Origin of the sequence: Streptomyces sp. NPDC015346, from assembly GCF_043078785.1 — a bacterium.
In the GTDB taxonomy this organism is placed as follows: Bacteria; Actinomycetota; Actinomycetes; order Streptomycetales; family Streptomycetaceae; genus Streptomyces.
The window spans coordinates 1-12,652 of sequence record NZ_JBIBTW010000007.1 but is presented as its reverse complement, the minus strand read 5'-3'; the positions used below and the strand labels follow the sequence as shown (position 1 = coordinate 12,652).

General features: G+C 72.3%; 9 protein-coding genes. 5 read left to right on the top strand and 4 right to left on the bottom strand.

The window, feature by feature from the left end:
• Nucleotides 1-27: 27 nt before the first annotated feature.
• Nucleotides 28-528, top strand: coding sequence for an NUDIX domain-containing protein (locus tag ACF06X_RS24450; protein WP_392289439.1), 501 nt, complete (start codon nt 28-30; stop codon nt 526-528).
• Nucleotides 529-665: 137 nt separating this feature from the next.
• Here ACF06X_RS24450 and ACF06X_RS24445 read toward each other — a convergent pair whose 3' ends face one another.
• Nucleotides 666-3,020, bottom strand: a complete 2,355-nt coding sequence (locus ACF06X_RS24445; protein ID WP_392289438.1) for a glycoside hydrolase family 31 protein — start codon at nt 3,018-3,020, stop codon at nt 666-668.
• Nucleotides 3,021-3,236: 216 nt separating this feature from the next.
• Between ACF06X_RS24445 and ACF06X_RS24440 the strand changes: the two genes are divergently transcribed.
• Both ACF06X_RS24440 and ACF06X_RS24435 read left to right on the top strand, forming a co-directional pair.
• Nucleotides 3,237-5,207: an acetoacetate--CoA ligase gene (locus ACF06X_RS24440; protein WP_392289437.1), complete on the top strand. Its 1,971-nt coding sequence runs from the start codon at nt 3,237-3,239 to the stop codon at nt 5,205-5,207.
• 19 nt (nt 5,208-5,226) lie between these two features.
• Nucleotides 5,227-6,228, top strand: a complete 1,002-nt coding sequence (locus ACF06X_RS24435) for an endonuclease/exonuclease/phosphatase family protein (protein WP_392289436.1) — start codon at nt 5,227-5,229, stop codon at nt 6,226-6,228.
• A 110-nt stretch (nt 6,229-6,338) separates the two neighbouring features.
• Here ACF06X_RS24435 and ACF06X_RS24430 read toward each other — a convergent pair whose 3' ends face one another.
• The gene (locus tag ACF06X_RS24430) at nt 6,339-7,658 is read right to left on the bottom strand and encodes an aminotransferase class I/II-fold pyridoxal phosphate-dependent enzyme (RefSeq protein WP_392289435.1); all 1,320 of its coding nucleotides are present in this window, start codon (nt 7,656-7,658) and stop codon (nt 6,339-6,341) included.
• 45 nt (nt 7,659-7,703) lie between these two features.
• Here ACF06X_RS24430 and ACF06X_RS24425 point away from each other — a divergent pair, with 45 nt between their 5' ends.
• Nucleotides 7,704-8,966, top strand: a complete 1,263-nt coding sequence (locus ACF06X_RS24425) for an MFS transporter (RefSeq protein ID WP_392289434.1) — start codon at nt 7,704-7,706, stop codon at nt 8,964-8,966.
• A gap of 23 nt (nt 8,967-8,989) precedes the next feature.
• Nucleotides 8,990-9,886, top strand: coding sequence for a hypothetical protein (locus ACF06X_RS24420; protein WP_392289433.1), 897 nt, complete (start codon nt 8,990-8,992; stop codon nt 9,884-9,886).
• A 68-nt stretch (nt 9,887-9,954) separates the two neighbouring features.
• Here the strand turns inward: ACF06X_RS24420 and ptsP are convergent, their stop codons facing one another.
• Nucleotides 9,955-11,625, bottom strand: a complete 1,671-nt coding sequence (gene ptsP / locus ACF06X_RS24415) for a phosphoenolpyruvate--protein phosphotransferase (RefSeq protein ID WP_392289432.1) — start codon at nt 11,623-11,625, stop codon at nt 9,955-9,957.
• Nucleotides 11,626-11,706: 81 nt separating this feature from the next.
• Nucleotides 11,707-12,156 carry a PTS glucose transporter subunit IIA gene (locus ACF06X_RS24410; RefSeq protein ID WP_392289431.1) on the bottom strand — a complete coding sequence of 150 codons (450 nt, stop codon included), beginning with the start codon at nt 12,154-12,156 and terminating at the stop codon, nt 11,707-11,709.
• Nucleotides 12,157-12,652 lie beyond the last annotated feature (496 nt).

Below are 12,652 nucleotides of genomic sequence, written 5' to 3'. Positions count from 1 at the left end.
GAAAGGGTGATCGCATACGGTCCTGCCGTGAAGGACTCCTACTGCTCCGGCTGCGGCACACGCCACACCGAGGCCACCACCTGGCCCCGCGCCTGCGCCACCTGCGGCTCCGTCGCCTACCGCAACCCCCTCCCCGTCGCGGTCGCGCTGCTTCCCGTCACGGACGAGCGGGGGACGGGACTCGTCGTCATCACCCGGGCCATCGAACCCCAGCGGGGCGGCGTCGCCCTGCCCGGCGGATTCATCGACCACGCCGAGGACTGGCGGGACGCCGTCGTCCGCGAACTGCGCGAGGAGACCGGCATCGAGGCGTCGGCGGGGGAGGTGCGGCTCGCGGACGCGCTCAGCTCCCCGGGCGGGCACCTGCTCCTCTTCGGCCTGCTCCCGGCCCGCCGGGCGGCCGACCTGCCGCCCCCGGTCCCGACGGCCGAGACCACCGGCCGCCATCTGCTCCACGCCCCGACCGAACTCGCCTTCCCTCTCCACACGGAGGCGGCCCGCCGCTGGTTCACAGGCCACTACGACTAGCCCACGGCACAGCCCCCGCGCGGACCACCCGGCCCCGCGCCGACCTCGGCCCCCCCCCACGCCCACCAACCGGCGCCGTCACGCCGCCCCCGCGTCCCCCTCACCCCGCGCGCCCGCCCCCTCAGCCCCCCAGCCCCTCACCCGCCCAACCCCAACCCCCGCACCGTCGCCCGCACCTCCTCGCTCCCCTCGTCCGTGGCGCGCTCCACGATCACCCGCCCGTCCACCAACCGCGACGCGTACCGCTCGATCTCGCCCGGCTGCCACCCGTCCCCGGTGTCCCGCACGACCAGCCCCCCACCGGTCCGCCCCGCCGCCGGGGCCCACACCTCCAGCTCCAGCTCCCCGCCTGGGCCCCGCACCGGGATCACCGCGCCCGCCCGCGCGAGCACCGGGATGCGGGACGGCGGCGCGTCGAGCAGCACTTGCCCCGGCCCCTCGTACGCCCGGCCCGTCGCCGTGTCGTACCAGCGCCCGCGCGGCAGCCGCACCGCCCGCCGGTCGGCCCCCCGCGTCAGGACCGGCGCCACCAGCAGCGCGTCACCCAGCAGGAACGCGTCCTCGCAGTCCCGCAGCGCCCGGTCCTCCGGCGACCCCCACCACACCGGCCGTACGTACGGCGCCCCGGTCAGCCGGGCGAGCTGCGCGAGCGTGACGAAGTACGGCCGCATCCGCTCCCGCTCGGCAAGCGCCACGCGCGCGTGCTCCAGGACCTCGGGACCGAACTCCCACGGCTCACGGCGCCCCGCGTCGATCGCCGCGTGGGTACGGAACAGCGGCAGCCACGCCCCCAACTGGAACCAGCGCAGGAACAGCTCAGGCGACGGGCTGCCGTCGAAACCGCCCACATCGGGCCCCGAGTACGGCACCCCGCACAGCCCGAGCCCCAGGACCAGCGCCAGCGAGGCCCGCAACCCCGGCCACCCGGTCGACACGTCGCCGGACCAGGTCCCGCCGTACCGCTGCATCCCCGCCCACCCGGAGCGCGAGAAGAGGAACGGCCGTTCCGCCGGACGCAGCCGGCGCAGCCCCTCGTACCCGGCCCGCGCCATCAGCAGCCCGTACACGTTGTGCGCCTCGCGGTGGTCGCCGCCCCGGCCCTCCAGGGCGTGCCGCGACGACCGCGGCAGCGTCTGGTCACCGAAGGGGGCGAAGGACACCGGCTCGTTCATGTCGTGCCAGATCCCCGAGAAGCCCTGCGCGAGCCGCTCCTCGTACAACCCGCCCCACCACGTCCGTACCGCGGGATCCGTGAAGTCCGGATAGGCGCACTCGCCCGGCCAGACCACGCCGTGGACCTCGTCCCCGCGGCCGTCCCGGACGAAGGCACCGATCGCGCTCCCGCTGTCGTACACCGCGTTCCCCGGCTCCGCCTTCACCGCGGGGTCCACGATCGAGACCAGCCGCACGCCCCTCTCCCGAAGCTCGGCCGCGAGCCCCGGAAGGTCCGGGAAGTTCTCGCGGTCCACCGTGAACACCTGATGCGCGTCGAAGTGGTCGATGTCCAGGTGGAGGGCGGACAGCGGCAGACCCCGCTCGCGGTAGCCGTCCACCACCCGCCGTACCTCGCGCTCGCTGCCGAACCCCCACCGCGCGTGCTGCGGCCCCAACGCCCAGGACGGCGGCAGCGCCGGCGCCCCGGTGAGCGCCGCCCAGCCGTGCAGCACCCGGGCCGGCGTACCGACGACGACCCAGCAGCGCAGCGGCCCGCCGCCCATCCGGACCTCGCAGGTGCCGGGCCGGTCGTGCCCGGAGCCCGCGCCCTCCTCACCTTCGGTGAGGGTGACCCGGCCGTCCCAGGAGTTGTCGTGGAACGCCAGATGCGTCCCCGCGTCCGAGACGACGAACTGCACGGGCATGGTGATGTAGAGCGGATCGGTGCCGGGGGAGAAGCTGCCGTGCGGATCGGTGTTCCACAGCCGGTACGAACCGTCCCGCAGCCGCGGCCCCGACGCCCGCCCGCCGAGCCCGAAGAACCGCGCGTCGGCGGGCACCTCGCTGCGCTGCACCCACCGTGCGGGACCGCCGGCGACCGGCTCCCACCAGCGCGGCGGCAGATCCCGCCGCAGCACCAGACCCCCCGGCGTACGGATCTCCACCGCCCCGTGCCGGGAGACCGCGACCGTCACCCGCTCCGACACCACCCGCCAGCCGCCGTCCGTGTCCGGCTCCAGCCGGGCCCGCGGATCCGGCTCCGGCGGCTCACCCGCCAGGGCGTACGACGGAAGGGGCCCGGCCCCGTCCCAGCCCCAGAAGACCGTGCCCCCGGCCGACACACTGATCCGCAGCTCGGAGCGGGCGAAACGGACGATCCCCCCGCCCGGAAGCGGCTCCGCCTCGCCGACCGGCCCCGGCACCCGAGCCCGCTCCTCACCCCTCGGCGGCAGCCCCCAGGCATCCGTCCGACGCTGCCGCCACGCCGAACGCACCGTCCGCAACCCCTGCACCGATCCGAACACCCTCACCGAACGCACCAGCTCACGACCGTCCATGCCGTTCACCCTGCCAGCCCGCAGGGCGCGCGCGGGGTCCGTTCAACTGCCGTTCACCCGTGGTGGGAGCACATATTCAGCTCTTCGATCATGGGCGGGGAACCCTGGTGCGAAAGCCGCTCCCATGGCATCGTCCCTGTCAGCCGCGTCACGCGCACACCCCAGCACGTGCGCGCGACACACGCAGACCCCCGCGTACGCCCCAGGAGCCGCACCATGACATCAGCGCACACCGAGCCGCTCTGGCAGCCGGACGAGGAACGCGTCGCCGCCGCCGCGGTCACCCGTTTCCAGTCCTGGGCCGCCGAGCGCCACGGAGCCCCGGCCGAGGGCGGATACCCGGCCCTTCACCGCTGGTCGGTCGAGGAGCTGGAGTCGTTCTGGCAGGCCGTCACCGAGTGGTTCGACATCCGCTTCTCCACCCCGTACGAGCGCGTCCTCGGCGACCGCTCGATGCCGGGCGCCCAGTGGTTCCCCGGAGCCACCCTCAACTACGCCGAGCACGCCTTGCGCGCCGCGGACGAACGCCCCCACGAAACCGCCCTCCTTCATGTGGACGAGACACATGAACCCCGGCCGATCACCTGGGCCGACCTGCGCCGTCAGGTCGGCTCGCTCGCGGCCGAGCTGCGCGCCCTCGGCGTCCGGCCGGGCGACCGCGTCAGCGGCTATCTGCCGAACATCCCCGAGGCCGTCACCGCCCTCCTGGCCACCGCCGCGGTCGGCGCGGTCTGGACCTCCTGCGCGCCGGACTTCGGCGCGCGCAGCGTCCTGGACCGCTTCCAGCAGGTGGAGCCGGTGGTCCTGTTCGCCGTGGACGGCTACCGCTACGGAGGCAAGGAGCACGACCGCCGCGACACCGTCGCCGAGCTGCGCGCCGAACTCCCGACCCTCCGGGCCGTCGTCCACATCCCGCTGCTCGGCACGGAGCCGCCCGAGGGCGCGCTCGCCTGGGCGGACCTCACCTCGGCGGACGTGACACCGGTCTTCGAGCCGGTCGACTTCTCCCACCCGCTGTGGGTCCTGTACTCCTCGGGTACGACGGGCCTGCCGAAGGCGATCGTGCAGTCCCAGGGCGGCATCCTCGTCGAGCACTTCAAGCAGCTCGGCCTGCACTGCGACCTGGGCCCGGAGGATGTGTTCTTCTGGTACACCTCCACCGGCTGGATGATGTGGAACTTCCTCGTCTCCGGTCTGCTCACCGGCACCACGGTCGTCCTCTACGACGGCAGCCCCGGTTATCCGGACACCGCCGCCCAGTGGCGGATCGCCGAACGCACCCGCGCCACCCTGTACGGCACGTCCGCCGCGTACGTCATGGCCTGCGCGAAGGCGGACGTCCACCCGGCGCGGGACTTCGACCTCTCGGCGATCAAGTGCGTGGCGACCACGGGCTCCCCGCTGCCTCCCGACGGCTTCCGCTGGCTCCACGACGAGGTCCGTGACGACCTCTGGATCGCCTCGGTGAGCGGCGGCACGGACGTCTGCTCCTGCTTCGCGGGCGCGGTCCCCACCCTCCCCGTCCACATCGGCGAACTCCAGGCGGCGTGCCTCGGCACCGACCTCCAGTCCTGGGACCCCTCCGGCAAGCCGCTGACCGGCGACGTCGGCGAGCTGGTCGTCACCAACCCGATGCCGTCGATGCCCATCTACTTCTGGAACGACCCCGACAGCAGCCGCTACCGCGACAGTTACTTCGAGATGTTCCCCGGCGTCTGGCGCCACGGCGACTGGATCACCATCACCGACCACGGCTCCGTGATCATCCACGGCCGCTCGGACTCCACCCTGAACCGCCAGGGCGTGCGGATGGGCAGCGCCGACATCTACGAGGCCGTGGAGCGGCTCCCGGAGATCCGCGAATCCCTCGTGATCGGCCTGGAGGAGCCCGACGGTGGCTACTGGATGCCGCTCTTCGTCCACCTCGCCGAGGGCGCGACGCTCGACGAGGAGCTGATCGCCCGCATCAAGCGGACCATCCGCGCCGAACTCTCCCCGCGCCACGTCCCCGACGACATCATCGAGGTCCCCGGCGTCCCCCACACCCTCACGGGCAAGCGCATCGAGGTCCCGGTCAAGCGCCTCCTCCAAGGCACCCCGCTGTCCAAGGCGGTCAACCCCGGCTCGGTCGACAACCTCGACCTGCTCCACTTCTACGAGGAGCTCGCCCGCACCAGGCGCGCATGACCCCGAACCAAGAGGAGACATGGCAAGACCACGTACCTTCATCGTGCTGCTGGCCACGCTGCTGGGCCTGACCGTGTGGACGGCGCCCGCCGGAACGGCGTCGCCCTCCACCGGGACGACCGCCGCGACCGGCACCACAACCGCCGCGACCGGCACCGCGACGTACAAGATCTGGCAATGGAACATCGCCGGTCACGCGATCAACCACGGGTCGACCGACAACGGCCTCGTGAAGGCGATCCTCGGGTCGGTGAGCTACCGGAATCCCGACTTCATCGCCCTCAACGAGGTCTGTCCCGACCAGTACCGGGCCATCCTCAAGGGCCTGCAGGACGCCGGATGGCCGCAGAGCCCCACCAACTTCGCCCGGTTCGAGCCCATGCCGGACGTGGACGCCGACCTGTGCCGGGACGACGACGGCGCCGATCAGGACCCGTACGGCATCGCCCTGTTCAGCCGCTTCGCCCCCACCGGCACCGACCGGATCACCCTGCCGTCCGACGGGGACAAGGCCCGCAAGCTGCTCTGCGCGCCCCTCGCCGGCCAGCCCGGCAGCCCCAGGTTCTGTACCACGCACATCACCTTCAGAAGCGCGTACAAGCAGGCCCAGCTCGACACGGTCCGCGCCAGGATGGAGGAGTGGACGGCGGCCGGCAGCACGGTGATCACCGCCGGTGACTTCAACGTCCAGCCCCACGACCCGCTGCTCGACACCTGGTACGCGCCGACCGTCACCACCGCGAACAACGCGAACAACACCGGTCTGTTCCGCGAACTCGACGACCGGGATCCGCTGTGCCCCGGCTGGGGCGAGCAGACCACCGAGGGCACACTGGCCGGCGCGTGCGGGCAGCCCGCCAAGGTCGACCTGGTCTTCGCGGCGGAGAGCCGCCTGCTCAGCTACGACGCGGACGCCCACCCCATCGCCCAGGACCGCTGCCTCAACAGAACCAAGACCGCCTACATCGCCTGCTCCGACCACCGCATCGTCGACGCCACGCTGACCGTCACCGCCCCCTAGCCACCCCCGGTCGCCCGGGCACCGAGGCCACAGCCCCAAGGGGGCTGTGGCCTCGCCCCCGGGAGGGGCACCCCTAGGGGCTGTCCGGCCCTGATCCGCCGGACAACCTCCTAACCCCCGTACGTCGCCTGCGACTCGCCCAGCACCTCAGCGAAGTCGGCCGCCAGGCGCCCCGCCGCCTCCGCGCCCAGCGCCGCCGTCGTGATGCGCACCGCCGTCGGCGAAGCGATGCGGAAGCGTGCCCCGGCCGCGACCCACCAGCCCCGCGTCCGCAGCCCGTTGACTACAGCCGACTCGTCCCGCACCGGCACCCACACATTCAGCCCGCTCGACCCGACGGCGTCGATACCGTGCCGCGCCAGGCCGTCGACGAGCGCCGTACGCCGTGCCGTGTACGCCGCCGCTCCCGCCGCCACCAGAGCCGCCACCGACGGATCGCGCAGCAGCCCGGCCGCGGTCTCCTGCAGGACGTGACTGACCCAGCCGGACGTCATGAGCATCCGCCCGTCGTGGCGCGCCAGCGTCACCGCGTCGCACGCGAGCCCCGCCCACCGCAGGTCGATGCCCAGGTGCTTGGACACGGTCCGCACCTGCGCCCACCGCTCGAGCCCGCCCGCCGCCAACGTGTGGGCCGGCACGCCGGCGATGTCCGCGTTGTGGTCGTCCTCGACGACCAGGACCGAGGGGAACTCCCCGAGCACCGCCACCAGGTCGTCCCGCCGCGCCCGCGTGAACCAGGCGCCCGTCGGGCACTGCCCGCGCGGACTGCACACCACCGCCCGCACGCCGGCCCGCAGCGCGGCCCGCAAGGCCTCGGGCACGAGCCCTTCCCCGTCCACGGCGACCGGCACCATCCGCAGCCCCAGGGCCGGAACCAGGTCGAGCAGGTGATGGAAGCCGGGGTCCTCGACCGCCACCGCGTCACCCGGCCGCAGCTCCGTCGACAGCAGCCGGGCGACGCAGTCCAGCGCGCCGTGCGCGAACGTCACATGCTCCGACGGCACCCCGTCCCGCTCGAACCAGGCGCGGGTCAGCTCCTCCAGGGCCCCGAGCCTGGGCGCCGCACGGTGTGAGCCGTACACGGGCCGGACCAGGGCGGGCGGCCGCAGTTCGGGAAGGAAGGCGGGGTCCGGGTGACCGCCCGCCAGGTCCACCAGACCGGCCGGCACGCGCGGCGGCCGCCGCGACGCCACCGAGGGCGCCTCCGCGACCACGGTCCCGCCCCGTCCACGCGTCACCACGAGGCCCCGCTGCCGCAGCTCCTTGTACGCGGTCGCGACCGTGCCCGGGCTGACTCCCAGCTCGTCCGCGAGCCGCCGCACCGGAGGCAGCGCGTCCCCCGGCCCCAGCCCGCCCTCGCTCACCGCGCGCTCGACGGACGCGGCAATCCCCTTGGCCGTCGTCCCCTCGATCGAATATTGTGCTGCCACGTACCAAAGTCTGTATCAATACAAAACTGCTGTCAAGGGGGACGAGTGAGCCGCTCACCGCTGAAGAACCGCATCCCGGGAGGGGTGAACGGCCGCCGCATGCTCGTCATCGGCTTCATCGACAAATGCGGCACCGGACTCTGGGCCACCTCGATCGCCCTCTACTTCACCTACGTCACCGGACTCGGCATCGCCCAGGTCGGCCTCCTCGTCGGCATATCCGGCGGCGTCGGCATCGCCGGCGCACCCCTCGCCGGCCGCCTCGCCGACCGCTTCCCCGTCACCCACGTCCTCATCGGCGCCCAACTCCTGCGCGCCGCCGCCCTCCTCGCCCTCCTCACCACCGACACCTACCCGCTGCTCATCCTCTACTCGGCGGTGGGCGCCGTACCCGACCGCGCCACCGGCGTCCTCACCAAGCTGTACGCAGCCCGCGTCGCCGGACCACAACGCGTCCGATACCAGGCCATCAACCGAACCGTCTCCAACCTCGGCTGGGCGTTCGGCGGACTCGGCGCCGCGGCCGCCCTCTCCGTCGCCACCAGCACCGCCTTCCAGCTCCTGCTGATCGGCAACGCCCTCTCCTACGTCGTGATGGCCGCCCTCACCCTCCGCTGCGCCGAACCCGCCGCGCCCTCCCGCATCGCGGCCGACTCCACCACCCCGGCACCCACCACCAGGCCCACCAGCCCCTGGCGCGACCGCACCTACCTGCTCTTCACCGCCAGCGAGGCCGGACTCGGCCTCCACGACACGATCCTCCAGGTCGCCCTGCCCCTCTGGATCGTCCACGCCACCGACGCCCCGGTCGGCCTCGCCCCGCTGCTCCTGGTCCTCAACAGCGTCCTCGTCGTCCTCTTCCAGGTACCGCTCGCGCGCTTCGGCGCCACCACCGACGCCGCCCGACGACTCCTCCTCCCGCTCGCAGGCCTCTTCGTCGCGGGAACCCTCGCGCTCACCGCCTCCGCCCTCACCGGACGCGGCCCCGCCATCGCCGCCCTCGTCACCGCCGCCGTGGCCCTCACCTTCGCCGAGATGATCCACGCCACCGCCTCCTGGGAACTGTCCCTCGCCCTGGCCCCCGACGACGCCCAAGGCGCCTACCTCGGCGTCCACGGCCTCGCCGCCGCGAGCCAGCGCTTCGCCGGACCCCTCCTGCTCACCGCCGTCATCAGCGCCGGCCCCCTCGCCTGGCCCCTCCTCGGCGCCGGCCTCGTCGCCACCTGCGCCGGCCAACACCGCCTCGTCCGCCGACGCCCCGGCACATCCTCACTGTCAGTGGCGCCGACTACGGTGAGTGAGCACTGATCGACAGAGCACAAGGGGGAGACATGATCCGGCCCGCCACCACCACATCCCTGCGCCGCGCCCTGCGCCGCGAAGTCCCCAGCACCATCGGCCTCCTCGCCGACGAACACGACTTCACCGCCATGCGCCGGTACGCCACCTTCCCCTTCGACGACCACCCGGTCTACCTCCGCGAGGTCGAAGGCCTGCTCAAAACCCTCTCCACCCAGGGCGGCCACACCACCGTCGCCCTCTTCGACCCCGAGGAGTACGCGCAGTACTGCGCCGACACCGGCATCGACCCCGACCACCCCGCCAGCCGCAGCCGCTACACCGCCGAACTGGCCAGCGACGGCCCCCGCGTCACCTACACCGGCCAACCCATGACCGACCTCGTCCCCACCCTCGTCGACACCGCGGTCCGCCGCGCCACCTGGGAGTACGCCACGACGCTCCTCACCGACACCGGCGACTGCGCCAGCTGCGGACAGGACATCGGCAGGGCCGCCTTCGACCACGCGTCCCGCCTGCTCATGCGACTCCTCGACGCCGCGGGACCCGGCACCCACCACCTCGTCTGCAGCGTCCCCGCCGGCGACGAACAACTCCTCGCCGCCCTCCACGCCATCCGCGACGACGACCGACCCGTCACCCTCGACCGCGACCAGGGCGCCGAGTTCGTCACCGTCCTCGCCGTCGGCATCGCCCTCGAAAGCCCCGGGGGAGTGGTCCTGCGCACCATGAACCCCGGCGCCCGCGACCGCCTCCACGGCTGGCGGCTCACCCGGGGCAGCCTCATCCCCCTCACCGAAGCCGAGGTCTTCAGCGCCTACTGCACCGACGCCCACACCGGAGAACCCCTCTCCCCGGAACCCCACGTCGACTACCGCGCCGGTTTCGCCCTCGCCCCCGAGGACGACGACTGGCCCACCCACCCCTGACGCGGAAAAGGGGCTCCCCGTCACCGACGTGACGAGAAGCCCCTTTCCTCAACAACAACCCGCCGGGATCACTCCCCGGACAGCACCGCCTGCGCGGCCACACGGGCCTCCTCGGCCGTGTCGGCCGCCCGCGCGGCGGCGGCGGCCCGCTCGCACTGAGCCAGCGTGTACTTCGCGAGCGTCGCCCGCACGTAAGGAATCGACGCCGCACCCATCGACAGAGAGGTGACACCCAGACCCGTCAGCACACAGGCCAGCAGCGGATCCGAGGCGGCCTCACCACAGACACCGCAGCTCTTCCCCTCGGCCTTGGCCGCCTCGGCGGACATCGCCACCAGGTCGAGCAGCGCCGGCTGCCACGGATCCTGCAGCCGCGACACCGCACCCACCTGACGGTCGGCGGCGAAGGTGTACTGCGCCAGGTCGTTCGTGCCCAGCGACAGGAACTCCACCTCCTGCAGGATCGAACGAGCCCGCAGAGCGGCGGAGGGAATCTCCACCATCGCACCGAACTTCGCCCGCAGCCCCGCCTCACGGCACGCGTCGGCGAAGGCCTTCGCGTCCGTACGGTCGGCCACCATCGGCGCCATGACCTCCAGGTACACCGGCAGACCCTCGACGGCCTTCGCCAGCGCCGTCAGCTGCGTCCGCAGCACCTCCGGGTGGTCGAGCAGCGTCCGCAGACCCCGCACACCCAGCGCCGGGTTCGGCTCGTCCGCCGGAGTCAGGAAGTCGAGCGGCTTGTCCGCACCGGCGTCCAGCACCCGCACGACCACACGACCCTCGGGGAACGCCTCGAGGACCTTGCGGTACGCCTCGACCTGCTTCTCCTCGGACGGAGCCTTCTCGCTGTCGTCAAGGAAGAGGAACTCCGTACGGAACAGACCGACACCCTCGGCGCCCGCCGCCACCGCGGCCGGCACATCCGCCGGACCACCGACGTTGGCGAGAAGCGGCACCTTGTGGCCGTCCGAGGTCGCCCCCGGACCGCTGGACGCGGCGAGAGCGGCCCTGCGCTCGGCGGCGGCCGCCGTCAGCTGAGCCTTCTTCTCCTCGCTCGGGTCCACGAAGATCTCCCCGGTGGAACCGTCCACCGCGATGACCGTGCCCTCGGCGATCTCCCCCGCGCCCGGCAACGCGACCACGGCCGGCACACCGAGCGCCCGCGCGAGGATCGCGCTGTGGCTGGTCGGCCCGCCCTCCTCGGTCACGAAGCCCAGGACGAGCGCCGGGTCGAGCAGCGCCGTGTCGGCGGGAGCCAGGTCCCGCGCGATCAGTACGTACGGCTCGTCGCTGTCCGGCACACCCGGCATCGGCACACCCAGCAGGCGCGCGACGATACGGTTCCGCACATCGTCGAGGTCGGCGACGCGTCCGGCCATGTACTCACCCGCACCCGCGAGCAGCTCGCGGTAGTGCGAGAACGCGTCGTAGATACCGCGCTCGGCCGTGCTGCCGACCGCGATCCGGCGGTCGACGTCGGCGATGAGCTCCGGGTCCTGCGCGATCATGGCCTGGGCCTCGAGCACGTGCTGCGCCTCACCCCCGGCCAGATTGCCCCGCGCGATCAGGTCGGCGGCCACAGCTTCCACGGCCTGACGGGCGCGCCCCTGTTCGCGCTCCGCCTCCTCGGCGGGAATCTGCTTGGCCGGCGGCTCGAGGACCGCCGTACCCATGTGCCGTACCTCGCCGATCGCCACTCCGTGGCTGACGCCGACGCCTCGCAGCGTTGTCTCCATCTCACCGTCTCCGATAGAGCGGCGGCACCCGCCGCCGCGATGAATCACGAACTCGTGGTCGTCACGAGGACGACGCCGGCGTCAGCGCCAACTGAACAGCTCGTCGGCGGCCTTCACGTCGCCGTCCTCGACCACACCGGAGAGAGAGTCGGCCGTGGCCTCCAGGGCCACGACGGGACAGATGGGGGACTTGCCCGCGGCCACGACGTCAGCCGGGTTCCAGCGCACGACGGCCTGCCCGCGCTGCACGGTGTCGCCCTTGCTGACGAGAAGCTCGAAGCCCTGTCCGTTCAGCTGGACGGTGTCGATCCCGAGGTGGGTGAGGACACCGTGCCCTTCGGAGTCGACGACGACGAACGCGTGCGGGTGCAGCGAGACGATGACGCCGTCGACGGGCGAGACGGCCTCCGACGGCTCGAGCACGGGATCGATGGCGGTACCGGGGCCGACCATCGCACCGGAGAAGACGGGGTCGGGCACTGCGGCAAGACCGATGGCGCGTCCAGCAAGTGGCGACGTCACGGTTGTCATGGGAAGCCTCCCAGGGGCGGAGATTGTGTCGCCGTCACTACCTGTCCCGGACGGCGTACTGTTGAGAGCGTAAGTCATAAGAAGTCCCAGTTCCGCACGAGATGTACCAGTTGGCGGACCTAGGGACTACCCGGAAACGATTTGCCTCTACTGACGGTGGGATGTACTGTCGTTACTCCTGCTTGACCCCAACGCGACGCTGAGTCGTGGGTCGGCAGTCGGCAGCACCTATCGAGTTCAGATCCTAACCCCAGTGGTCTACACCTCTGCATGCCTGCGGAGGGGTGGTCGGGGGGAGCGAAAAAGCCTGGTAGTGTTTGACCCCGCCGCAAGGGAAAGCGCGAAAGCGAATTCCTGGAACGGCAAGCCCGCTCCAGCGGGTGGCGGAAACGGAAAACGGATCTGCTAAGCTGGAAACACGAAAGACCGAAGGGAAAAGCCCGGAGGAAAGCCCGAGAGGGTGAGTACGAAGGAAGCGTCCGTTCCTTGAGAACTC